This window comes from Clostridium sp. MCC344 (assembly GCF_018785365.1).
Classification (GTDB): Bacteria; Bacillota; Clostridia; order Lachnospirales; family Lachnospiraceae; genus Pilosibacter.
Map to the genome: position 1 here is coordinate 112,453 of NZ_WQPQ01000114.1, position 24,013 is coordinate 136,465.

The window sequence follows — 24,013 nt, forward strand, 5'->3', positions numbered from 1 at the left end:
TGGAAGAATCGGAAATCAAAAGGAGGAAAATGAACTTGAAGGCAGTGGAGCAGCTTCCGGACAGCGTGGTGCATCTGACATATCTGACGAAACAGAAGCTGGACTGAGACAGGAAGAGTATGCCTGCCCGGATCAGAAAATAATGAATGAAAAGGCGCCGTGCACGGACAGGAAAAATCCGTGTATAGGCGCCTTCCAACACGAAGATTATAAGCATAGCGCAGGAAATACCTTCACTTGACAAGCAGGTACTTGCATGATACGATTATATTAGTTACAACGTGTCACTTAAACGACGAATGTCCGTGAACGGCGGATATTCCCTGGTCCTGCGGGGAGGAAAAAGATGGATTTTTTCAGAAAAAGCACGGCAAAGAAAAATGCGGATCAGAAAGGAAATCTGACGGAAGGACCGATCGCGAAGGGGCTTTTTACGTTTATGATCCCGATCTTTCTCGGTCAGCTTCTGCAGCAGCTCTACAACATGGCGGACGCCTGGGTTGTCGGGAACTATGCGAGCAATGATGCATTCGCGGCGGTCAGCCTGTCCGGAAATGTGACGATGTCGGTGATCACGCTCTTCGGCGGGATCGCGATCGGCGGCGGAGTCGTGATCTCAAAATACTTTGGAGCACAGGACGAGGAGAACCTGCGGCGGGCAGTCCACACGAACTTCCTTCTTGGAATCGTGTTTTCTATTCTCGCGACGATCATCGGTCAGGTGTTTGTCCCGATCCTGCTTGGCTGGCTTCACACGCCGGACAGCGTAATGACGGAGGCGCGACTGTACTTTGGAATCTATTTTGCCGGCGTCTCCACGGTCATCATGTACAACATCTGCATGAACATCATGCGGGCGGTCGGGGACAGCGTACATCCACTCTATTACCTGATCTTTTCCTCCGTGGTGAACATGATCCTGGATCTCATTTTTGTCGCCGGATTCAAATGGAGCGCAGCCGGAGCCGCGGTTGCGACCGTGATCGCGCAGGGACTCAGCGTTCTTTTATGCCTGTCACGCATGGTAAAGGACGGCGGGGCAGCGACGATCCATTGGAAGGAACTGCGCTTCCATAAAGAAATGATCCGCCAGGTTATCGTCCAGGGACTTCCAACGGGGCTCCAGAACTCGGTCATCAGCATCGGAAATCTCGTCGTCCAGTCAAATATCAATACATTCGGCGCATTCGCGATCTCCGGACAGGGTGCCTTTGCGAAGCTTGAGGGGATCGCGTTTCTCCCGATCATGAGCATGTCCATGGCGCTCACGACCTTTGTGAGCCAGAATCTTGGAGCCGGGAGAGCAGACCGGGCAAAAAAAGGCTCCGCCATCGGCCTTGCGTTCGGCATGGTGATGGCAGAGCTTGTGGGAATCTGTCTTTTTATCTGGATCCCGATCCTTCTTAGGATCTTTGTCGATGCACCGGAAGCGATCCGCTTCGGAACGATCCATGGAAGAACGGTTGCACTGTTCTTTTTCCTTCTGGCATTTTCCAACTGCGCGTCCGGCGTCCTCCGCGGAGCCGGAAAATCAGTGGTCCCGATGTTCACGATGCTCATCTGCTGGTGCGGGATCCGCGTTCTCTACGTGACGATCGCACTCCGGATCATTCCGGTATTCCGGACGATCTCATCGGCTTACCCGCTGACATGGAGCTTAAGCTCGATCATTTTTATCGTATTTTTGCTTCGGATGGACTGGGAAACGCAGATTTAAATCTCTTTTCCGCGTTCATTGATCACGAGTGCCATAAATTCTAACGGCTCATCAAACGGATTTTTGATGGCATGGCTCTGACCAACCTCGATCACACAGACATCGCCCGGGTGGATCTCGGTCTCTGTGTGGTCGTTGTCCTCAAAGATCCCCTTTCCTTTGATCACATAGTACGGCTCGGTATTTTCTACATGCTGGTGGAAACCGATGCTGCCGTGCGGCGGGATGATCACGTGCGCGTACATGGATGCATGTCCCATGAGCTCGTCCTTGCTTAAAAGATGACGGATCTCGACGGTGCCTTCACCGCCTCTTAAATTCGGTACAAATGCGACTTCTGTTTTTCTGACCATAGTGGAAACCTCCCTGAAATATTTCAATAAAAATCTGCCGGGCAGCCATCTTTGCGGGATTGGTCTGCCTAAAATATTGACAAATTTATTATACTGCATATTTAGAAAAAGGAAAATCTGATTTTATATTTTTCGCAACCCTGCAATATGTTTATATATGCCTGAATAGTATGGCCGCTGTAGGTGTTCTTGCATTTTCCATTTGGGTTCAAAACATGAGAAAATATATTTTTTACATTTAAGATCAAAATGCTGGGATGCAAGAGAAAAATACCAAGAATGCCCCCTGAGTGAACGAGATTCAGGGGGCATTTTATATTCTGCATGGCGGTGATTTCAGACAGATGATCGGCTTACCCAAGTGTATGGAAGAAATCCACCGTCTTATTCACTTTCTTCATCAGATGATCAAACATCTCCGGTGTCAGGGACTGGGCACCGTCGCAGAGGGCTTTTTCAGGATTGTTGTGGACCTCGATCATGAGACCGTCAGCTCCGGCTGCGATCGCTGCCATAGCGAGCGGCTCGACCATGAAACGGATCCCGGCTGCGTGGCTCGGGTCGATGATGACCGGAAGGTGAGTTTTCTTCTTTAACATCGGGACAGCGGAGATATCGAGCGTATTTCTGTAGGAAGTCTCGAAAGTACGGATCCCGCGCTCACAGAGGATGACCTTTTCATTTCCACCTGCCATGATGTACTCGGCACTCATCAAGAGCTCGTCCAGAGTGTTGGCAAGTCCGCGCTTTAAGAGGATCGGCTTGTCGATCTTTCCGAGAACCTTTAAGAGCTCGAAGTTCTGCATATTTCTCGCACCGACCTGGATGACATCCACGTCATCGAAGAGCGGGAGATGCTCAGCACTCATGATCTCTGTGACGACCGGGAGACCTGTGGCTTTTTTTGCCTCGAGGAGAAGATCAAGACCGTGCTCATGAAGCCCCTGGAATGCGTACGGGGAAGTTCTCGGCTTGAAAGCACCGCCGCGGAGAAGAGTAGCGCCGGAGCGTTTCACATCCTCAGCGACCTCTGTGATCTGTTCCTTCGTCTCGATCGAACACGGTCCGGCAATCACCTGGAAATTGCCGCCGCCGATCTTTCTGCCGCAGATATCGATCACGGAGTCATCCGGGTGCATGGAGCGGTTTGCCTTTTTGTACGGCTCGCGGATCCGGCGGACATCCTCAACGACATCGTTGGCGCGCAGCCAGTCCTCATGGATCATACTCGTATCACCGATCAGTCCGATCAGGGAAGCTTCGGTTCCCTCAGAGAGATGAAGCTTGAAGCCCTGGTTTACAAGTTCGGTCTTTAAAGATTCTACTTTCTGTTTATTGGCGTCTTTCTTTAAGATAATGATCATGATTGTTTTCTCCTTTTTTCTGTTAAAATAAAAAATCCGGTGTCTGCTGCAATCGCAAACACCGGCTCCACGTTTTCGTTACGTTTCCTCAGGCCCTTTGACCTTCGATCGGAGAGGTTTGTTTTTTGCAGCAGAAACAGTCCGCGCCGTAATAATAGCCCGGAAAATAATAAAAAGAATAGGATGCAAAAAGATTCATCATCTGGTTCTTCATATCTGCTGTTCTCCTCTCTGAAGATTGACCGCCGGATCGATTCTTTCCGGCTGCTGAAGTTATCATAGCGCTGTCAGATGCATTTGTCAATAGAAAAATTCAATAAGTTGAAGTTTTACGCTTTTATGTGATAAAATATACAAAAGAATGAAATAATAAAGGCTAAAAAATAAAGAAGAGCAGAAGAATGATCAGAACAAAAAAGATCCGAACAGCAGTGGGGATAGAAGACTAGTTGTAAATTTGTAAGTACGATACAAGGACGTAAAAGGTCAGGATTACAGAAGACGGGAATATCACGAAAAATCCCCGGCGCAGCCATGTGCTCATAACTATGCCGGGGATTTCCAGCCGATCAAAATCTCTATATCCTATTCCAATGACACCGTATTCGCAATGATCTCTACGCACCGCTCGATCCCGAGAGTACCGCTGTTTAAGCAGAGATCATAATTTTTCGGTTTGCCCCACTCATTGCCGCTGTAGTACTGATAGTAGTCGCGGCGCTTCGCGTCGATGGCACGAATCCGGCTTTCCAGCTTCTTCACATCCTCATCCGGTTCCTTTTCAAGCGCCAGGATGCGCTCCACACGCTTTTTGAGACCGGAGGAGATAAATACCCGGAAAGCATCCTCAACGATCACGTCAGAACATCTTCCGATGATGACACAAGGTCCCTCGTTCGCAAGCTGGCGGATGATCTTCGACTGGATCACAAAAAGCTGATCGGAAACCGGGATCTCATAGGCAGGAGAGAAAGGATCGACCGTTGCGAGATCATCATAGTTGATCCGCTTCTGTCTGGCGATCACCTCATCGTTTGCGTGAAAAAGATCCTCAGAGATATTGCTGTCCTCGGCCGCCATAGCGATCAGTTCCTTATCGTAAACAGGAATCCCAAGTTTCTTTGCGAGGCAGACGCCGATCTCGCGTCCGCCGCTGCCGAATTCACGGCTGATAGTGATGACTTTGCTCATAATATCTTCCTCCCCTGTACAAGTTGCTATTATCCTTAATTCTGCACAGTTTCAGTGCTGTCTGTAAAGAGTATACCATAAAATCGCCAAAAAGTTACACAAAATTTCCCAATTTATAGAACTGTAAGAAAATATAAAACAGGCTCAACGCGTCCCGCCTTCCGCCACTATGAATCATTCAAAAAAATTACGGCCCACGCAACGCGTAAGCCGTAACCACAGATCAATTCACTTACTCACTCAGATAAGCTTTCTTCACCTGATCATTATTCATCATATCCTTCGCATCCCCACTCAAAACGATCTTCCCCGTCTCAAGCACATACGCCTTATTCGCGATCGAAAGCGCCTTCTTCGCATTCTGCTCGACCAGGAGAACCGTCACACCGTCGCGGTTGATACTCTGGATAATGTCAAACACCTCATTCACATAGATCGGAGACAGACCCATCGATGGCTCGTCAAGAACGATCAGCTTCGGGTGGCTCATGAGAGCGCGGCCCATGGCGAGCATCTGCTGCTCACCGCCGGAGAGAGTACCGGCTGGCTGGTTCACACGCTCCTTCAGACGCGGGAAACGCTCGTAGATCATGTTCAACGTCGCTTCCATCTCCGCCTTGTCCTTTCTCGTATAAGCGCCCAGCTTTAAATTCTGGAGAACGGAGAGCGTGGAGAACACGCGGCGCCCCTCCGGAACATGGGCGATGCCCATGCTGACAAGCTTGTAGCCCGGGACTCTTGTGATATCGGTTCCCTCATAGATGATATGTCCGGAACGGGCACTTAAAAGTCCTGTTACCGTGTGCAGCGTAGTCGTCTTACCGGCACCGTTGGCACCGATCAGAGCAACGATCTCTCCCTGGTTTACATCGAAGGAGATTCCCTTTAAAGCCTGGATCACGCCATAATAGACTTCCAGATCTCTTACTTCCAGCATTGCCATAATCTGTTTCTCCTCCTATTCATCACCGAGATATGCCTTGATAACATCCGGATTGCTCAAAACTTCCTGCGTAGGACCTGTGCAGAGAACCTGACCGAAGTTTAACACGGTGAGGCGCTCACAGATGCCGCTGACGAGTTTCATATCGTGTTCGATCAGGAGAATGGTCATTCCGAAATGGTCACGGACGAAGCGGATCGTCTCCATCAGCTCCGCGGTCTCGTTCGGGTTCATGCCGGCCGCCGGCTCATCGAGAAGAAGAAGCTTCGGCTTCGTTGCGAGCGCGCGGGCGATCTCAAGCTTTCTCTGCTTACCGTAAGGAAGGTTGGATGCCTTGAAATCACACTCATTGTCGAGTCCGAACACCTTTAAGAGCTCCATGGCTTCCTCATCCATCTCTTTTTCGACCTTATAATAGCGCGGGAGCCGGAGAATTCCCTCGATCGTGGAGTAGGGGTGGTGATTGTGAAGTCCTGCTTTTACATTGTCAAGAACGGAGAGGTCCTTGAAGAGACGGATGTTCTGGAAAGTACGGGCAATTCCGGCCTTGTTGATGTCGGTCGTGGACTTTCCGGTAAGGTTCTGACCGTCTAAGAGGATCGTTCCCGTATCCGGCTTATAAACACCGGTCAGAAGGTTGAAGATCGTGGTCTTGCCGGCACCGTTCGGTCCGATGAGGCCGTAGAGCTGGCCCTTTTCGATATTGATCGCAAAATTGTTGACAGCCTTTAAGCCGCCGAAGGAGATGCTCAGTCCCTTTACACTTAACATGTCTGACATTTTAAGCTTCCCCCTTTCCGGAATGTGTGGTATGTGATGCAAATCCGCCGAAAATCCGTTTGCGGAGCGTGATGAACTGCGGTGCAGAGTTGAAGAGCATCGCAAGGATCAGGACGATCGCGTAGATCAGCATACGGTAGTTGTTTAAGCCTCTTAAAAGCTCCGGGAGCAGATAGAGGATGACGGTGGAGATCACCGATCCGCGGATGCTTCCGATTCCGCCGAGAACGACGTATACAAGGATCATGATGGACATGTTGTAGCCGAAGTTCTTTGGGAGAGCAGTCAGTGTGGTCAGGTTGTGGGCGTAGAGAACGCCGGCAACACCTGCTAAAGCTGCGGAGATGCTGAATGCGAGCAGCTTATATTTCGTGATGTTGATTCCGATGGACTCAGCAGCGATGCGGTTGTCACGGATGGACATGATCGCGCGGCCCGTTCTGGAATTTACAAGGTTCATGACGATCACGAGAGTGATCAGGACCAGGATGATACCGATCGTAAAGGTTGCGGCCTGCGGAGTTCCGGTGATTCCCTGCGGTCCCTTGATGAGGACTTCACCGCCGTCTTTTAAGCCGAGGGACATGGAGTCCTTAAAGGAAATGTGGAAACCATCTGCGTCCCGTCCAAGGAATATGGCGTTGATGAGGTTCTTGATGATCTCACCGAATGCCAGGGTAACGATCGCGAGATAGTCACCGCGCAGACGTAAAACCGGGATACCGATCAGGATACCGCAGACAGCTGCAACGGCAGCGCCGATAAAAATCGCAATCACAAGGCTTACAGTCGGATTTAAGGTTCCCTTCATGCATTTGGAGAAGAGGGCACCGGCGAATGCACCGACGCACATGAATCCCGCATGTCCAAGGCTTAATTCACCGAGGATTCCGACGGTAAGGTTTAAGGATACTGCCATGATCACATAGATACAGAACGGGACGAGAAGTCCCTTTAAAAGGCTGGATACATGTCCGGTGTTCATGAGGATCTCCATGATGAGCCAGGCAGCGGCCACCATTCCGAGGGTGATCATATTGTTGACGAATGTTTTCTTTTTTGCTGTACTTTTCATGTCGATCACCTACACTTTCTCGTTCAGTTTCTTGCCCAGGATACCGGTCGGACGTACTAAAAGGACGATGATCAGTACGGAGAACACGATCGCATCGGAAAGCTGGGAAGAGATATACGCTTTTGACAGGATCTCAATAATTCCGAGCAGGACTCCGCCGATCAGGGCGCCCGGGATGGAACCGATCCCGCCGAAAACTGCGGCTACGAAAGCCTTGATACCAGGCATGGATCCTGTGTACGGGGTCAGGGACGGGTAAGCGGAGCAGAGCAGCACGCCTGCGATCGCAGCGAGAGCAGAACCGATCGCGAATGTTAAGGCGATCGTACCGTTTACGTTTACACCCATTAAGGTTGCAGCGCCGCGGTCCTCAGAGACAGCGAGCATTGCCTGACCTGCTTTTGTCTTGTTGATAAATGCGGTAAGTCCGATCATGATGACGATACAGGAGAGGATCGTAACGGTCGTCTCTCCGGTGATCGTGATGGCTCCGTCTGCGAGCTTGATCGCCGGGAATGTCACAACGGATGTAAAGGACTTTGTGTCGGCTCCGAATAAGAGGAGAGCGACGTTCTGTAATAAGTAGCTGACACCGATCGCCGTGATCAGGACGGACAGCGGGGAGGCGTCACGCAGTGGTTTGTAGGCAACGCGCTCGATGACGATACCGAGGAGCGTGCACACGACAACGGCCAGGAGCACGCTTAAGAAAGTCGGCATTCCCAGGTAGCGCGTTGTGATAAATACGGTATAGCTTCCGACCATGATGATATCTCCATGGGCGAAGTTCAGCATTTTGGCAATTCCGTAGACCATGGTGTATCCGAGTGCGATGATCGCGTAGACACTGCCAAGGCTGATTCCATTGATTAAATAGTTGATAAAACCCATCATAACTTTTACACCTCGGTATCTTTTCCGGCGGGTTTTCGCCGGTTCTTGCGGTCTATAATAGGAACGTACAGACCGGATGGACAGTTGCGGGCGGGATCCTGCTGACGGATTTTTGCCCCCGACAGCAAATTTTATGTTCATAATACCATAAGACCCTGAAAGAAACAAGAGGATTGCCGAAGCGACAATCCTCTTAATTCTGTCATTGTTACGGTTCACATGATGTGTCCGGTAACGTCATTCTTTCATGTCTGATTACATCGCCTGGTAAGCGCCGTCTACAACCTTGACAGCCTTCGGTGCCTTGTGCGGCTCGCCGTCTTCTGTCCATGTCATGTTCTCACCTGTAAGACCGTTTACAGTGACCTTTAACATTGCTTCTTTCATCTTGTCGCATGTATCGCTTACAGAAGTCTCCGGTGTGATGCCAGCTTCCTCAGCAGCAGCTTTGATCGCATAGATCGCATCGTATGCATCAGCAGCGAACTGGATCGGTGTCTCGCCGTATTTCTCTTTGTAAGCAGTTACGAACTTCTGTGTGAGCTCGTCGTCAGCATCTGCTGCGAACGGTGTTAAGAGCATTAAGCCCTCAGCAAGCTTTGTATCGAAGTTGTCAACCTGAAGGATACCGTCCATACCGTCACATCCGAAGAATTTCGGAGCGTAACCCATAGTGTTTGCCTGGTTGAGGATCAGGGATGCCTCTGTGTAGTAGATCGGAAGGAATACAAGGTCAGCGCCTGCATCCTTTGCTTTCTGAAGCTGTGTGGAGAAGTCCTTGTTGGAATCAGCTGTGAATGCCTCAGCAGCAACGATATCAAGACCATGGTTTGCAGCCTCGGAAGCGAACCTCTCGTAGATACCGCTGGAATATACATCGGAGCTGTCGTAGATCACTGCGATCTTATCAGCAAGCTTGTTCTCAGCAATGTAGGTTGCGGATGCAGCACCCTGATCCGGGTCAGAGAAGCATACGCGGAATACGTTCGGGTTCTGTGCACACTCAACGGAAGAACCGGACGGTGTGATCTGGAACATATTGTCAGCCATTGTCTTGTCAGCGACTGCTACGCACGGAGCGGATGTTACAGTACCCATGAGCATCTGCATGCCCCAGTCTTTTAAGGTGTTGTAAGCGTTGACGGCTTTTTCTGCGTCATGCTCATCATCCTGGAACTGGAAATCGATCTGGTAGCCGTTGATGCCGCCGTCAGCATTGATCTCATCAACTGCGATCTGTGCGCCGTTCTTAACTGCGAGACCGTATACGGCAGCTGCACCTGTAACCGGGCCGATACCACCGATCTTGAATACTTCACCGGAAGCTGCTGTGCTCTCTCCGGCAGCGGCTGTTGTCGCGTCAGCTGCTGCAGCTGTTGTTGTTTCTGTTGTGGAAGAAGAGCTTCCACATGCTGTTAAAGATGCTGCCATTGCCATTGCAAGGCCAAGGCTTAAAAATCTTTTTTTCATAATGTTTCCTCCTCTGGAACTTGTTATCATGATAACCATTCACTGCTTTGTCAATTTGAAGTGGAACGGTTAAAGATTATTTTGAATTATAGGGAGTTTACTTCAGAATGTCAAGCTAATTAAAATTTTAACGGGGAAAAACACGTGTTTTTTACGGGTTTATAGCATTTTGGGGAGAAAAACGCTGGATTTATTCTGAGTTGCGGAATAAAACAAGGCTTGTTTTACTGGACGGAAAGAAGCCGGTATTCCGCATTTCAAAGCGGCAGAATCCGCAGCTTCCGTTTGGAAATATTCTGTCCGTAAAAAATAGCGGACGTGTCAGACGATGTGTCTCTGTGATTGACAAAATGCGCGGGAATCGGTAAAATCTGAGTAACTGGGCGAACGAAGATCCTGGCCATCCGAACCGGCCGGAAAGGAGAGTATTATGACGCTTACGCAGTTAAAATATGTGATCACGATCGCAGACACCGGTTCCATGAACGAAGCGGCGAAGCTCCTGTTTATTTCCCAGCCGAGTCTCTCACTGGCGTTAAAGGAGCTGGAACACGAGATCGGAACGGAGCTTTTTAAGAGAAGCAACCGCGGCGTTGTCCTGACCCCGGAAGGACAGGAGTTCCTGGGCTATGCCAGGCAGGTCACGGAACAGTATAAGCTGATGGAGTCCCGCTATATCGAAAAGAAGAACGTGAAGAAAAAATTCGGCGTTTCCATGCAGCATTATACGTTCGCGGTGAATGCGTTCATCGAGATGGTCAAGCAGTTCGGCATGGATGAATACGAATTTGCGGTGCGGGAGGAAAAGACTTACGAGGTCATCGAGGATGTGAAGACATTCCGCAGTGAGATCGGTATTCTTTATTTAAACGACTTTAACCGGAAAGTCCTCACGAAGCTGTTTGATGAGTCAGATCTGGAATTCTGTCCGCTGATGGACTGCGGGATCTATGTCTATCTCTGGAAAGGTCATCCGCTGGCCGGTCAGGACGAGATCACGATCGAGGAACTTCAGGAATATCCGTGTCTCTCCTTTGAACAGGGAAATTATAATTCCTTCTATTTTGCCGAGGAAGTCCTCAGCACCTACAGCTATAAACGGCTGATCCGTGCAAATGACCGTGCGACCCTGTTAAACCTGATGGTGGGCTTAAACGGATATACGCTCTGTTCCGGGATCCTCTGCGACAATCTGAACGGATCGGATTACCTTGCCGTCAAGTTAAAGTCGGATGAGGTCATGACGATCGGATATCTGAAGAGAAAAGGAATCGCGCTAAGCCCGTTGGGACAGAAATATCTGGAGGAGATCCGGAAATTTGAGGGAATGTGACGGATCAAAATAGCAATAGGAAAAACCTATAGCCAGGCACATAGCGAATATATTGGACGAGGGCAGATACCAGGTGGTATGCTGATAAGCATCCGAAAAAGAACGGATAAAAGGCAGATTATAACGGAAGCAATAGATTAACCTGTAGTTATAAGTGACTTAACTGCCGGTTATATGGTCTATTATAATAAGGAAGAAACTCATTCAAAACCGGAAAAGATCCTCGGAAACAGTGCAGAGAAGATCCAGGAAATATGAAAAAACAGTGAAGGAACCGATCAGAAAATGCAGACAGACAGAAAAGAAGCGCTCCGCTATCTGGGGCTTGGAAAACATGAACCGGATCCGGAGACGGAGCGGCTTTTAGAGGAATGTATCCGGGAAGCAGAGAGTGCGGCAGATTTCAGACATCTGATCCGGGAGTATCCGCTGATCATGGAAGATGATGGGACGATCAATGGCGGATGTTTTCGGGTGAAGAGTGAAAATTTAAGAAAAAACCTGGCTGGCTGTGATTCCGTGCTGGTGATGGCGGTCACTGTCGGCGCACAGGTGGACAGACTTCTGGCCAGGTACGGGAAACTTTCCGTGGCAAAAGCGGTGGTCATGCAGGCTGCCGCCGCTGCGATGGTGGAAGCTTACTGCAATGAGCTGAATGCCGGGTGGAAAAAGGAATATCTGGAAAAAGGCCTCTATCTCAGACCGAGATTTTCGCCGGGATACGGAGATTTTCCGCTGTCGGCGCAAAAAGAGATCCTTGACGGCCTGGAGGCGGGGAAAAGGATCGGGATCACTCTGACAGAGGGATATCTTATGATGCCGTCAAAATCGGTGACGGCGGTGATCGGTGTGAGCAGGACACCGGCAGCATGTACGATCGAAGGATGTGAAGCGTGCGGGAAAAAGGACTGCGTGTTCCGGAGATGTCAGGACTGAGATACAGAAAATAAAAAATGATGGAAAATTACGAGCTGATCCGGTCAGGATCCGGATCAGGGACGATAGGAGAGAACCATGAATATTCTGGAACTGATGAAAGAGAGACGAATTTATTTTGACGGAGGAATGGGAAGCCTTCTGCAGGCGAGAGGACTGCAGCCCGGGGAACTTCCGGAGACATGGAATCTTTCCAAACCGGAGATCATCGAGGAGATCCACAGGGAATACCTGGAAGCAGGCTCTGATGTGGTGACGACCAATACCTTCGGTGCGAACCATTTTAAATTCAAGGCCGAGGACGGATATTCGGTGCAGGAGATCGTTGCGGCAGCGGTGGGAAATGCGAAGCGCGCGATCAAAGCCTGCGGACACGGATACGCGGCGCTCGACATGGGACCGACCGGAAAGCTCTTAAAGCCGTACGGCGATCTCGAGTTTGAGGATGCCTATGAGGCATATAAAGAGGTGGTCATCGCCGGAAAAGAGGCGGGAGCCGACCTTGTGATCATCGAGACGATGGGAGACGGCTACGAGTTAAAGGCAGCAGTCCTGGCAGCAAAAGAAAACAGCAATCTCCCGGTCTTTGCGACGATCACCCTCGATGAAAAGGGAAAAATGCTGACCGGAGGAAATGTGGAGTCCGTGACGGCGCTTTTGGAAGGCCTCGGCGCCGATGTGATCGGATTAAACTGCGGACTTGGACCGATCCAGCTTCTTCCGTTTTTAAAAGATATGGTACGTGTTTCCTCCACACCGATCCTTGTAAACCCGAACGCAGGACTCCCGAGAAGTGAGGGCGGAAAGACTGTCTACGATATCAATGCGGACGAGTTTGCCGAGGCGATGAAGGAGATGGCACGGAACGGGGCGACGGTCCTCGGAGGCTGCTGCGGAACGACGCCGGAGCACATTCACAAGACAAAACTTGTCTGCGACGCGATCCCGGTCTGTGAGATCACAGATAAAGGACGGACCGTGATCTCCTCCTACTCCCATGCGGTGACGTTCGGCGGCCGCCCGATCCTGATCGGAGAGCGGATCAATCCGACCGGAAAGCCGAAATTCAAGCAGGCATTAAAGGATAAGGACCTGACATACATCCTCTCCATGGGTGTTGCCCAGCAGGAGAGCCGCGCCGATGTTCTCGACGTCAACGTGGGACTTCCGGGGATCGATGAACCACAGATGATGGTGGATGTCGTGAAGGAACTTCAGGGTGTCCTGGACCTGCCGCTGCAGATCGATACTTCCGATCCGGTGGCGATGGAGCGGGCGCTCAGGATCTACAACGGAAAACCGCTGATCAACTCGGTAAACGGAAAGAAAGAGGTCATGGAACAGATCTTCCCGCTCGTAAAGCATTACGGCGGTGTTGTCGTTGCCCTGGCACTCGATGAGGACGGGATCCCGGAGACTGCGGACGGAAGAATTGCGGTCGCGAAGAAGATCTACGAGACGGCGGCATCCTACGGGATCCCGAAGAAGGACATTCTCGTGGACTGCCTCTGCATGGCGGTTAGCTCCGATAAGAACGGGGCACTTACAACCCTGGAAACTGTGCGGAGAGTCCGGGACGAGCTGGGCGGAAAGACGGTTCTCGGCGTTTCCAACGTGTCATTCGGACTTCCGATGCGCGAAAATATCAATGCGTCATTTTTCCTTCTCGCAATGCAGAATGGGCTTTCTGCAGGGATCGTGAACCCGAATCTGGAAGCGATGATGCAGGTTTACGACAGTTTCCTGGTGCTGACGGCGCAGGATGAGAACTGTGCGGGATATGTGGGGATCTACGGTCCGAAGGAAGCGGAGAAAAAGAGACAGAAGGAGATCTTAAAGGCAGCGGCTGTGAACCAGGCGGCAGGCGTGAGCGGGACTGCGGGCACCGGAAGTGCGGCAGGTTCCGGAACTGCATCCGGGGCAGGAGCAGCGGATACGGGCTCTGCGTTAAAGAAGAGTATCATAAAGGGAATGTCCCAGGCGGCGTCTGATGCGGCGAGACTTGCCCTGAAGGATACGGATGCGCTCGAACTCATCAACACGGACATGATCCCGGCTCTCGACGAGGTCGGAAAGGGATTCGAGGCCGGAACGGTGTTCCTTCCGCAGCTTCTGATGAGTGCGGAGGCTGCGAAGGCGGCGTTTGCTGTCGTGAAGGAGTCCATGGAGGCGAGCGGAGAGGTCCAGGAGAAGAAGGGAAAGGTGATCCTGGCGACGGTGAAGGGGGATATCCATGATATTGGGAAGAATATCGTGAAGGTCCTTCTGGAAAATTATAGTTTTGATGTGATCGATCTTGGAAGAGATGTTACGCCGGAGACGGTCGTGGAAGAGGCGATCAGGGAGCATGTGCCGGTGGTCGGGCTCAGTGCTCTTATGACGACAACGGTTCCGTCGATGGAGGAGACGATCAAGGCGCTGAGGAAGGATGCGCCCTGGGTGAAGGTCATGGTCGGAGGTGCGGTTCTGACGCAGGAGTATGCGGATGCGATCGGGGCGGATGCGTATTGCAAGGATGCGATGGCGTCGGTGAATTTTGCGGCGAGTGTGATCGGGAAATAAGAGATCAGAGCGTGATATAGTTGTGACTGCCGGGTTCTTTGGAGAGCCTGGCAGTTGTTTTTTCGGGAGAGAGTGTGTTGGCGAGAGCGGGGCGGAGAGCTTCCGGGCAGGAGTGCGGTGGGATCCTTCCCCGTATTCATGCACTCCTGACCGGAAGCTCTCCGCTGCAGGCGCAAGGAGTGCGCCGTTGCTGCGCTCGGCGCGGATTGTGCAAAAAAGTGTGCAGAAGTATGGATTTTTCTACCGTGATACGGTATAATGATAGTTACTGTATCAGTCTGCGGTATTGTTTGGCTGTTTTGGTGCGGCGAATGGGATGATCGCAGACTCGCACGCTAATAAAGGAGAAGATCAGATGAAAAAGATTCTGGATATCATCACGGATGAGATGAGAAAAGCTTTTGCGGCGAATGGTTATGACGAGAATTTTGCGAAAGTGACGTTGTCTAACCGCCCGGACCTTTGCGAGTATCAGTGCAATGGTGCGATGGCAGCTGCAAAGACATATAAAAAGAAACCGATCGATATCGCGAACGGTGTCGTAGAGCAGTTAAAGGACAGCAAGGTGTTTGAAGAGGTGAATGCCGTTATGCCGGGATTCATCAATTTAAAGGTAGATGCTTCTTTTCTTTCTGACTATATGAACGGAATGAAGGATGCGAAGAAGCTTGGTATGGATGAGGTCGAGAATCCGGAGACGATCATTATCGACTATGGCGGAGCGAATGTTGCGAAACCGCTTCATGTCGGTCATCTTCGTTCTGCGGTGATCGGTGAGGCGTTAAAGCGCATGGGACGTTTTGTCGGCCACAAGGTGATCGGTGATGTTCATCTCGGTGACTGGGGGCTTCAGATGGGACTTATCATCGAGGAGTTAAAGGACAGAAAGCTGGAGCTTCCGTATTTTGATCCGAATTTTACAGGGGAGTATCCGAAGGAGGCACCGTTTACGATCTCTGAGCTTGAGGAGATTTACCCGGCGGCGAGCGGAAAGTCCAAGGTGGATGAGGCGTTCAAGGAGCGTGCGCAGGAGGCAACTTTCAAGCTTCAGAGTGGATATGCGCCGTATCGTGCGATCTGGAAGCACATCATGAATGTGTCTTTAAAGGATTTGAAGAGAAACTATGCAAATCTCGATGTTGATTTTGATCTCTGGAAAGGGGAGAGCGACGCGCAGCCGTATATCCCGGGACTGATCAAGGATCTTCAGGATAAGGGACTTGCTTACGAGAGCCAGGGTGCTCTTGTTGTCGATATCGCGGAGCCGACCGATACGAAGGAGCTTCCGCCGTGTATCGTGAGAAAATCCGACGGAGCCGCTCTCTATGCGACTTCTGACCTTGCAACGATCGTTGAGAGAGAGGAAGATTTCAAGCCGGATCACTACATCTATGTTGTGGACAAGCGCCAGGAGCTTCATTTTACCCAGGTGTTCCGTGTTGCGAAGAAGGCGGGGATCGTTCCGGCAGACCGGAAGATGGATTTCGTCGGTTTCGGAACGATGAACGGAAAGGACGGAAAGCCGTTTAAGACGAGAGAGGGCGGCGTTATGCGTCTGGAGAACCTGATCGCGGATATCGATGAGGCTGCTTACAACCGTATTATGGAAAACCGTACCGTCTCCGAGGATGAGGCGAAGAAGACAGCTGAGATCGTTGGTCTTGCCGCTTTAAAATACGGGGATCTCTCCAACCAGGCGACAAAGGATTATGTCTTCGATATCGACCGGTTTACTTCTTTCGAGGGAAATACAGGTCCGTATATCCTGTACACGATCGCGCGAATCAATTCGATCTTAAAGAAATATCAGGATACCTGTGAAAATACAGAGAACGGCGAGATCCTTCCGCCGTCCGCAGAGCCGGAGAAGACCTTAATGCTCGCACTCTCCAGATACAGTGACGTGATGCTCACCTGTTTTGAGGAGCTTGCACCGCATAAGATCTGTGCTTACATCTACGAGCTCTCCAACGCATTAAACCACTTCTATCACGAGACAAAGATCATCGCCGAGGAAGATAAAAAGAAACAGGCCGGATATATCAGCCTTGTTACATTAACCCGCAATGTTCTTATGACCTGCATCAACGTCCTGGGATTTGACGCTCCGGAGAGAATGTGATGAAATAACCTGTCAAGCGGCTGTACAGATTGGGAAGCTTGCTTCCCAAGATGCACAGACATTTGACAGGTAAAACTTCATGAGCAAGTAGGCCGTGAGGCCGGATTGCGAATGAAGTTTGAGATCGTGGGAGCGCGAAGCGCGGAGCGATCTGGTTTCGTAGGATATTTTATTAAAAAACCTGGGGGACAAATCGATATGGAAGTAACGGAGCTTACCGCCGAAACCTTCTGGAAAGGCGAAACAGAGATCAGAGGAACCGTCATGGACGGGGAAGATGAATACCGTGTCCGTATCCTGCGCAAGGGTAGTCAGAATTTTGACTACTCTTGTTCGCATATCAGTAAAACAGGAAGAAATCTTGGATTTTGCGGAGTCTCCTGCACACAGGGACCGGACGGGATCCCGATGTGCCCGCATGCCCATGCCCTGCTCGCGGAGTGGATCCGCAGGGAGAGCAGAGAGTCAAAACATCCGGTCTCCACTTCACAGAAGGTCCGCTTTATGGTCCGGGAATACACAAACCGTGAGGTGAGCCGGATCATGGGGGCCTCCGAGGAAGGACATTACCGTCTGGTCCCGATCGTCGCGATCTCGCGGGAACAGGTGAAGGTCCGCTTCACGGTGGGACGGGAGAAACAGTACCCGGTGAAGGATCTGACCGCCTTCGCGAAAGCAATGGAAAACATGAGTCTTGTCCAGTACGGAAAAGGACTGGCTTTCCACCACAGTCTCCAGGCTTTTGATGAGGAGAGCCGTGCGCTTGCGCTTCTCATCATGGAGCGTGTCGGATTTTTCCGGGAACAGTACCGCGGAAGCGGAAGATTTTCCATGGAGGCGGAGCCGGCGTTAAAGGAGCTGATCCTCGGAAAAGCCGGGAGAGAGCGCTTCTTAGCGATCATGGAAGGTCAGACCATCGAGTGCGAGGACTACCGGAAGAAAAAACGGATGCTCACAGTAAAAAGGGAAAATCCGGTCTTTACCGCGGTAGTGAAAAAAGAGGGAAGAGACGGCATCAAAGTCACCGTGGACAAGGATATCATGGCCTTTTCCGGTGAAAAATCCCTGTTTATCGCAGATCAGGAGGCAATCTACTGCTGTGATGCGGACTACACGGAGTGCCTGACCGTATTTATGGAATACATGGTCATGGGACTGGACGCGGAGAACGAGGTCTCAGTCAACGACCGGGATATGCCGCTCTTTTACGAGCGTGTTCTGAGAAAGCTGGAATCCTTCGGACTGATTCGCTCAGAAGGCGTGGATCTTGAGAGCTACCGCCCGAAAGAGTTGAAAGCCTCGTTCTATTTTGACAGTGACGCTGTCGGGACGGTCAATCTGCGCCCGGAGCTTGCATATGGAGATTTTTCCTTCCATCCGTTGGCAGATGAGAATGTTCCGAAAGAGATCTGCCGGGATGTTCCGGGAGAGTTCAAGGTGAGCCAGCTGATCACTACCTACTTTAAATATACGGAGGACGGTTCCGGAAACCTTGTGATCAAAAATGATGACGAGGCGGTATATCGTCTGATCTCTGAGGGAATGAAGAAGTTCATGGACACGGGTGACGTGTTCGTGTCCGAGTCCTTCAAGAAGATCCGCGTTCTCCCGCCGGTGAGCACATCTGTCCAGGTGAGAACGCTTGGAAGATGGCTGGAGCTTGAGGTGGATACCGGGGCACTTCCGAGGGAAGAGCTGGCGGCGGTCCTTGCGGCTTACGGGAAGAAAAAGAGCTTCTACCGGATGAAGAACGGCGACTTCCTGACACTCGGGGACGGCGGACTTCTCACGGTGGCAAAGATCGCGGAACAGCTGGGTGTCTCGAAGGAGCTGGTTGGTTCCGAGACGATCAAACTTCCGGCGTACCGCGCCATGTTCCTAGATGCGGCGTTAAAAGAGGATAAGAGTGTCAGCGTCTACCGGGACCAGCTGTTCAAGGCGGTGGTCCGCGGCATGAAAGACGTGGAAGACAGCGATTATGAGATCCCGGAGCGCCTCGCTTCAACGCTCCGCAGTTACCAGAAAGTCGGATACCGGTGGTTAAAGAGCCTGGATGCATATGGTTTCGGTGGAATTCTCGCAGATGAGATGGGTCTTGGAAAGACGATCCAGGTCATCGCCCTTCTGCTCGATGAGAAGGCGAAAAACGGCGGAGTTTCTCTTGTCGTGTGCCCGGCGTCCCTTGTATACAACTGGGAAAATGAGTTTGCCCAGTTTGCACCGGAACTTAAGATCATGACGGCGGCGGGAAACCAGGCCGAGCGCGAGGAGATGTTCGCAGCTTACGAGACAGAAAAGCCGGATGTGATCATCACCTCCTACGACCTTTTAAAGCGCGATATTCTCTGGTATCATGAAAAGGAGTTCCGCTTTGAGATCATCGATGAGGCGCAGTATATCAAGAATTCCTCCACACAGGCGGCGAAGTCTGTAAAGGCTGTTCCGGCAAGAACACGCTTTGCTTTGACGGGAACGCCGATCGAGAACCATCTCGGAGAGTTGTGGAGTATCTTTGATTTCCTGATGCCGGGATTTTTATTCACCTCGCAGAAATTTAAGCGGGCGTTTGAGATGCCGATCGTGAGAGACCAGGATCCGAATGCCCTGGCTCAGTTAAAGAAGCTCACAGGTCCGTTTATCCTGAGAAGATTAAAGAAAGACGTCTTAAAGGAGCTTCCGGATAAGCTTGAGACGGTCCTGTATTCCAACATGGAAGGCGAGCAGAAGGATCTCTACACGGCGGCAGCCGCCTCCTTAAAGGAACAGCTGATGGAGGGAACCGACGGTGACTACGGAAAAGAGAGGATGCAGATCCTCGCGGAACTCATGCGTCTGCGCCAGATCTGCTGTGAGCCGTCCCTGTGTTTTGAGGGATATAAAGGCGGCTCTGCGAAGCTTGACACCTGCATGGAACTGCTCTTGAACGGGACATCGGCAGGTCATAAGATCCTCTTATTCTCACAGTTCACGTCGATGCTCGAGATCATCGCAAAGCGTCTGAAAAAGGAGAAGATCCCGTTCTACCTGCTCACCGGTTCGACACCGAAGCGGGACCGCATGCAGATGGCATCTTCTTTCCAGAAGGACGATGTGATGGTGTTCCTGATTTCCCTGAAGGCAGGCGGAACAGGATTAAACCTGACAGCTGCGGATGTGGTGATCCATTACGATCCGTGGTGGAATGTGGCGGCGCAGAACCAGGCGACAGACCGTGCCCACAGGATCGGTCAGGAAAATCAGGTCTCCGTATTCAAACTCATCACAAAACATACGATCGAGGAGAACATCCTGAAGCTTCAGGAGATGAAGCGGGATCTCGCGGACACTGTGGTGACGGAGGGAACTGGAGCACTCAGCAGCATCACAAGGGAAGACCTGATCCGGATGCTGGACGAGGATGTATAGCTGCTTTCCTGCATCAGGATCCTGCTGCAGTGTGCGGACAGGCAGTGCGTGATCTGTAACGAAATGGTTACAGTACACTGGCACTCCATGCCCGCGCACTGTAACAGGATTTTGCCGATGCTTCGCATTCCGAATCGGCAAAATCCGCGACCACAACGGTATCATACGGAATTTTCAGTTCAGAAAATTCCTACCCGTGAAAAATAACACGAAATGCCAATGACATAAGAAAATCGACAGAAAAATTCAAAGTTTTTTCGGTGGATCTATGTTAGCATAGAGAGAGGAAAGGTGACTTTTCAGCAGGTCTGCGCATGGTAAAATGCGTGAACAGCGGCATCTTTGCGAAAATATACCGGAAAAAGAGGAAAAAGACATGAGAAAAATGAACAGAATTATCCCGTTTGCACTTGCGTGCGCGATCTTCGCGGCGCAGCCGGTGCAGGCGGCTACGATCATCCGTGACAGCGATAAACAGACGACCAGCCAGAATACTCAGACGACAACAGCGGGGACACAGGCTGGAAACGAGGGCGGTCCGGGATATGAGAACAGTACATCAAACAATACAAACAGTGGAAACACCCAGAGCCAGGTGAGCGCAGCGGCAAAAGCGGCTGCAGATGCCATCACAAAGCCGGAGATCACATCGGAGGCGGGAATCCTCTATGATGTGACGAACGGAAGAGTTCTCTTCGAGAAGAATGCCGATGAGAAACTCGCCCCGGCCAGCACCACAAAGCTCATGACAGCGCTCCTTGTGCTGGAGAAATCGAAACTGGACGACAAGGTGACGTTTTCAAAGACGGCTGTCACAAATCTGGAGTCCGGTGCGGTGAAGATCGGACTTGTGGAAGGAGATCAGGTATCTGTAAAAGACTGCCTCTACGGACTTCTCTTAAAATCCGCCAATGAGGTTGCAAACGGACTTGCCGAGCATGTCTCCGGCAGCATTTCCGCATTCGCAGATCTGATGAACGCGAAAGCAAAGGAGCTTGGCTGCACGAACACTCATTTTGTGAATCCGAACGGTTTAAACTCTGACCAGCAGTACACGACATGCCGTGATATGGCAAAGATCGCAGCTGCCGCATTTGCGAATCAGACGCTCTGCCAGATCGATTCCACATTGAGCTACAAGTTCCCGGCAACAAAGGCTGCTGCTGCGAGAACGATCACTCCGGGCCACAAGATGCTCTATCCGAATGATTCCAGATACTATGCAGGAATCGTCGGCGGAAAGACGGGATATACTTCCAAGGCAGGAAACACTCTTGTGACCTGTGTTGAGAAGGACGGTGTCCGCATGGTCGCAGTGATCTTAAAATCCAAGAGCACCCACTATGCAGATACAAAGAAAATGCTGGACTACGGATATCAGTATGTCAATACAGAGAAAGGCAATACGACCGGAAACAGCACGACAACGACTGCGAAGCAGGAGACTGCGGGAAAGTGGGTTCAGGACAACGGAAGCTGGAGATATGAATTCGCTGATGGAACAAAGGCTGTCGGAACGATCTATACGATCGATGCCGCTGATTTCGGCTTCGACCCGGATGGAAAGATGGTGACCGGATGGAAGATGTTCGGAACTGACTGGTACTATTTTGAGTCCAACGGGACGATGGCGAAGAATGCCTGGAGACAGGATTCCGGCAAGTGGTTCTATCTCGGTGCAGACGGCAAGATCGTGAGAAATACGACGATCGACAACAAGTATAAAGTCGGCGCGGATGGTGCCTGGGTACAGTAAAAAACATGCGCTGCCGTGTGCAGCGGCGAATATCACGCATAAGAGAAAACGGCAGTGATTTCTGAAAATAATAAAGAATAAGAGGAGTGCTTTATCATGAAAGAAAGAGTAAAAGTAATGCAGGATATGTACGAGAATCGTTCCACCAACAAGAAGGCAGCAGGATGCACCGTTATCATCAGCGGCGAGATAAAAGACGTGATGGACAAGATCATTGCGAAACATCCGGAGTACAAGAGCTATGCGCAGGCATTTGCAGGCGTTGTTGAGCGCGGGATCCGCGTATTTGAGGAGGAATAATCCGATTTGGGGACAGCAGTGTTTCTGGTTGCCGGCGCCATCGCATTTGGGGGCGGCTGCCTGGCGCGTTCCCGGTATGAGCGGGACTGCCTTGTTACGGAAGAATACCGGATCGTCTCGGAAAAGATCCACGGTCCGGAAAAAACGATCGTCTTTCTGACAGACCTCCACAATAAGGAGTTCGGTGATCAGAACTGCCGGCTGCTGGATGCGGTCCGGAAGGTGAAGCCGGATGCCGTTTTATCCGGCGGGGACGGGATGGTTGCAAAAAAAGGAAATTCTGATGTGGAGATTCCGAGAAAGCTTCTGACGGAGCTTGCAAAAGAATTTCCGGTATACTGCGGAAATGGAAACCATGAGTGCCGGATGGTCTGGAAGTCTGACATTTACGGTGCAGCCTATGAGAATTACCAGGCTGCCCTGGAAAATGCCGGGATCCGTTATCTCGCGAACGGTTCTGCGGATCTCGACGGAGAGATCAGGATCTATGGTCTCGATCTCCCGAAGAGCGCTTACCTGCCAAGGTCGGGACAGATCCCGGAAAATCTCTTGAAGGATGCCCTGGGAGAGCCGGATCCGGGAAGATTCAATCTTCTTCTCGCACATTCTCCTCTGTTTTTTGAGGAGTATGCGGCCTGGGGAGCGGATCTTACGCTCTCCGGACATTTTCACGGCGGCACGATCCGGCTTCCGGTCCTCGGCGGAGTCATGACCCCTCAGTATCAGTTTTTTTATCCGCGCTGTGCGGGTGAGTTTGAACTTCCCGGAAGATGGGGAGAGAGGAGCCGGATGATCGTCGGACGGGGACTTGGAACCCATTCGATCAATATCCGGTTAAATGATAAACCGCAGGTGGTTGTGATACGGCTCTGCGGTTTGGAAGATGGAAAGAGCGAAAAAAGCTGATTTCCATGTACCGTAAGGAAAGAGTGTGCCATGGCACATTCTTTTTTGCGGTTCAAAGCAACACAAAGGCATCTGATATCTGAAAACATGAGGTGTATATGGAATTATCGTACAAACTGGAAAAGTTTGAAGGTCCGCTGGATCTTCTTCTTCATCTGATCGAAAAAAACAAAGTGAATATCTATGATATCCCGATCACCGAGATCACGGACCAGTACATGGAGTACGTTCGGAAGATGGATGAGGAAGACCTGGATGTGGTCAGCGAGTTCCTGGTGATGGCGGCGACACTTCTCGATATCAAGGCGCGGATGCTGCTGCCGAAAGAAGTAAATGAGGAAGGCGAGGAGGAAGATCCGAGAGCGGAACTTGTGATGCGCCTCCTGGAATATAAGAAATTCCGGCTGATGTCGGAGGAGCTGAAGGATCTGGAGACCGGGGCGGACCGTGTGTTCTACAAAGATCCGACGATCCCGCCGGAGGTGAAGGAATACGAGGAGCCGGTGGATCTCGATAAACTCCTGGACGGTGTGACGCTCACAAAGCTTCAGAAGATCTTTGAGGCGGTCATGAAGCGGCAGCAGGACAAGATTGATCCGGTCCGCAGCACGTTCGGAACGATCAAAAAGGAGCCGGTGAGCCTGGAGGACAAGATCACTTCGGTTCTCGGCTATGCGAGAAAACACCGGAAGTTCAGTTTCCGCCAGATGCTGGAAAAACAGAGAGATAAGACGGAGGTCGTCGTGACGTTCCTTGCACTGTTGGAGCTCATGAAGGTGGGAAAGATCCATCTGACGCAGGAACATCTGTTTGACGACATGTACATAGAATCTCTGGAGCCGGAAGGCGGGGAACAAGATGACAATGAAATCGTCGTCACGACTGTTCAGTAGGACTGCGGAAAAG

General features: G+C 51.0%; 18 protein-coding genes. 10 read left to right on the forward strand and 8 right to left on the reverse strand.

The window, feature by feature from the left end:
* Positions 1-346: 346 nt before the first annotated feature.
* Positions 347-1,717: an MATE family efflux transporter gene (locus tag GPK90_RS18540; RefSeq protein ID WP_215703650.1), complete on the forward strand. Its 1,371-nt coding sequence runs from the start codon at positions 347-349 to the stop codon at positions 1,715-1,717.
* Here the strand turns inward: GPK90_RS18540 and GPK90_RS18545 are convergent.
* The 8 genes from GPK90_RS18545 to GPK90_RS18580 all read right to left on the reverse strand — a co-directional run bounded on the left by GPK90_RS18545 (position 1,714) and on the right by GPK90_RS18580 (position 9,787).
* On the reverse strand, positions 1,714-2,070 hold the full coding sequence (locus tag GPK90_RS18545) for a cupin domain-containing protein (RefSeq protein WP_118297029.1): 357 nt from the start codon (positions 2,068-2,070) through the stop codon (positions 1,714-1,716). The two genes, GPK90_RS18540 and GPK90_RS18545, sit on opposite strands and share 4 nt — an antisense overlap.
* Positions 2,071-2,423: 353 nt before the next feature.
* The gene (gene aroF / locus GPK90_RS18550) at positions 2,424-3,434 is read right to left on the reverse strand and encodes a 3-deoxy-7-phosphoheptulonate synthase (protein ID WP_215703651.1); all 1,011 of its coding nucleotides are present in this window, start codon (positions 3,432-3,434) and stop codon (positions 2,424-2,426) included.
* Positions 3,435-4,019: 585 nt separating this feature from the next.
* The gene (locus GPK90_RS18555; RefSeq protein WP_118533193.1) at positions 4,020-4,625 is read right to left on the reverse strand and encodes a cytidylate kinase-like family protein; all 606 of its coding nucleotides are present in this window, start codon (positions 4,623-4,625) and stop codon (positions 4,020-4,022) included.
* Positions 4,626-4,857: 232 nt separating this feature from the next.
* Positions 4,858-5,568 carry an ABC transporter ATP-binding protein gene (locus GPK90_RS18560; protein WP_118514659.1) on the reverse strand — a complete coding sequence of 237 codons (711 nt, stop codon included), beginning with the start codon at positions 5,566-5,568 and terminating at the stop codon, positions 4,858-4,860.
* A gap of 15 nt (positions 5,569-5,583) precedes the next feature.
* Entirely contained in the window at positions 5,584-6,348 is a 765-nt protein-coding gene (locus tag GPK90_RS18565; protein ID WP_215703652.1) for an ABC transporter ATP-binding protein, read from the reverse strand.
* Between the two features lies 1 nt (position 6,349).
* Positions 6,350-7,423 (reverse strand): branched-chain amino acid ABC transporter permease, encoded by a 1,074-nt coding sequence (locus GPK90_RS18570; protein ID WP_118297138.1) that lies wholly within the window; start codon positions 7,421-7,423, stop codon positions 6,350-6,352.
* Between the two features lie 9 nt (positions 7,424-7,432).
* Positions 7,433-8,314 carry a branched-chain amino acid ABC transporter permease gene (locus GPK90_RS18575; protein WP_118533227.1) on the reverse strand — a complete coding sequence of 294 codons (882 nt, stop codon included), beginning with the start codon at positions 8,312-8,314 and terminating at the stop codon, positions 7,433-7,435.
* Positions 8,315-8,572: 258 nt separating this feature from the next.
* Positions 8,573-9,787, reverse strand: a complete 1,215-nt coding sequence (locus GPK90_RS18580) for an ABC transporter substrate-binding protein (protein WP_215703653.1) — start codon at positions 9,785-9,787, stop codon at positions 8,573-8,575.
* 430 nt (positions 9,788-10,217) lie between these two features.
* On the opposite strand from GPK90_RS18580, the gene GPK90_RS18585 reads away from it, so the two are divergent.
* The 9 genes from GPK90_RS18585 (at position 10,218) to GPK90_RS18625 (ending at position 24,000) form a co-directional block, all read left to right on the forward strand.
* The gene (locus GPK90_RS18585) at positions 10,218-11,120 is read left to right on the forward strand and encodes a LysR family transcriptional regulator (protein WP_118297024.1); all 903 of its coding nucleotides are present in this window, start codon (positions 10,218-10,220) and stop codon (positions 11,118-11,120) included.
* A 285-nt stretch (positions 11,121-11,405) separates the two neighbouring features.
* A complete protein-coding gene (locus GPK90_RS18590; protein ID WP_215703654.1) occupies positions 11,406-12,056 on the forward strand; it encodes a vitamin B12 dependent-methionine synthase activation domain-containing protein in 651 nt (216 codons plus the stop codon).
* Positions 12,057-12,134: 78 nt separating this feature from the next.
* Positions 12,135-14,618 (forward strand): homocysteine S-methyltransferase family protein, encoded by a 2,484-nt coding sequence (locus tag GPK90_RS18595; RefSeq protein WP_215703655.1) that lies wholly within the window; start codon positions 12,135-12,137, stop codon positions 14,616-14,618.
* A 355-nt stretch (positions 14,619-14,973) separates the two neighbouring features.
* Positions 14,974-16,740, forward strand: coding sequence for an arginine--tRNA ligase (gene argS, locus GPK90_RS18600; protein ID WP_215703656.1), 1,767 nt, complete (start codon positions 14,974-14,976; stop codon positions 16,738-16,740).
* Between the two features lie 198 nt (positions 16,741-16,938).
* A complete protein-coding gene (locus GPK90_RS18605) occupies positions 16,939-20,145 on the forward strand; it encodes a DEAD/DEAH box helicase (RefSeq protein WP_215703657.1) in 3,207 nt (1,068 codons plus the stop codon).
* 376 nt (positions 20,146-20,521) lie between these two features.
* The gene (locus tag GPK90_RS18610) at positions 20,522-21,901 is read left to right on the forward strand and encodes a D-alanyl-D-alanine carboxypeptidase family protein (RefSeq protein ID WP_118533225.1); all 1,380 of its coding nucleotides are present in this window, start codon (positions 20,522-20,524) and stop codon (positions 21,899-21,901) included.
* A 96-nt stretch (positions 21,902-21,997) separates the two neighbouring features.
* Positions 21,998-22,201, forward strand: coding sequence for a hypothetical protein (locus GPK90_RS18615; RefSeq protein WP_118297019.1), 204 nt, complete (start codon positions 21,998-22,000; stop codon positions 22,199-22,201).
* A gap of 6 nt (positions 22,202-22,207) precedes the next feature.
* On the forward strand, positions 22,208-23,107 hold the full coding sequence (locus GPK90_RS18620; RefSeq protein WP_252197614.1) for a metallophosphoesterase: 900 nt from the start codon (positions 22,208-22,210) through the stop codon (positions 23,105-23,107).
* A gap of 98 nt (positions 23,108-23,205) precedes the next feature.
* Positions 23,206-24,000 carry a segregation and condensation protein A gene (locus tag GPK90_RS18625; protein ID WP_118533179.1) on the forward strand — a complete coding sequence of 265 codons (795 nt, stop codon included), beginning with the start codon at positions 23,206-23,208 and terminating at the stop codon, positions 23,998-24,000.
* The last annotated feature ends 13 nt before the right edge of the window (positions 24,001-24,013 follow it).

Excerpts from the sequence above, each read along its gene's own strand:
- GPK90_RS18540 (WP_215703650.1), top strand. The coding sequence starts at position 347 with ATGGATTTTTTCAGAAAAAGCACGGCAAAGAAAAATGCGGATCAGAAA.
- GPK90_RS18545 (WP_118297029.1), bottom strand. The coding sequence starts at position 2,070 with ATGGTCAGAAAAACAGAAGTCGCATTTGTACCGAATTTAAGAGGCGGT.
- aroF (WP_215703651.1), bottom strand. The coding sequence starts at position 3,434 with ATGATCATTATCTTAAAGAAAGACGCCAATAAACAGAAAGTAGAATCT.
- GPK90_RS18555 (WP_118533193.1), bottom strand. The coding sequence starts at position 4,625 with ATGAGCAAAGTCATCACTATCAGCCGTGAATTCGGCAGCGGCGGACGC.
- GPK90_RS18560 (WP_118514659.1), bottom strand. The coding sequence starts at position 5,568 with ATGGCAATGCTGGAAGTAAGAGATCTGGAAGTCTATTATGGCGTGATC.
- GPK90_RS18565 (WP_215703652.1), bottom strand. The coding sequence starts at position 6,348 with ATGTCAGACATGTTAAGTGTAAAGGGACTGAGCATCTCCTTCGGCGGC.
- GPK90_RS18570 (WP_118297138.1), bottom strand. The coding sequence starts at position 7,423 with ATGAAAAGTACAGCAAAAAAGAAAACATTCGTCAACAATATGATCACC.
- GPK90_RS18575 (WP_118533227.1), bottom strand. The coding sequence starts at position 8,314 with ATGGGTTTTATCAACTATTTAATCAATGGAATCAGCCTTGGCAGTGTC.
- GPK90_RS18580 (WP_215703653.1), bottom strand. The coding sequence starts at position 9,787 with ATGAAAAAAAGATTTTTAAGCCTTGGCCTTGCAATGGCAATGGCAGCA.
- GPK90_RS18585 (WP_118297024.1), top strand. The coding sequence starts at position 10,218 with ATGACGCTTACGCAGTTAAAATATGTGATCACGATCGCAGACACCGGT.
- GPK90_RS18590 (WP_215703654.1), top strand. The coding sequence starts at position 11,406 with ATGCAGACAGACAGAAAAGAAGCGCTCCGCTATCTGGGGCTTGGAAAA.
- GPK90_RS18595 (WP_215703655.1), top strand. The coding sequence starts at position 12,135 with ATGAATATTCTGGAACTGATGAAAGAGAGACGAATTTATTTTGACGGA.
- argS (WP_215703656.1), top strand. The coding sequence starts at position 14,974 with ATGAAAAAGATTCTGGATATCATCACGGATGAGATGAGAAAAGCTTTT.
- GPK90_RS18605 (WP_215703657.1), top strand. The coding sequence starts at position 16,939 with ATGGAAGTAACGGAGCTTACCGCCGAAACCTTCTGGAAAGGCGAAACA.
- GPK90_RS18610 (WP_118533225.1), top strand. The coding sequence starts at position 20,522 with ATGAGAAAAATGAACAGAATTATCCCGTTTGCACTTGCGTGCGCGATC.
- GPK90_RS18615 (WP_118297019.1), top strand. The coding sequence starts at position 21,998 with ATGAAAGAAAGAGTAAAAGTAATGCAGGATATGTACGAGAATCGTTCC.
- GPK90_RS18625 (WP_118533179.1), top strand. The coding sequence starts at position 23,206 with ATGGAATTATCGTACAAACTGGAAAAGTTTGAAGGTCCGCTGGATCTT.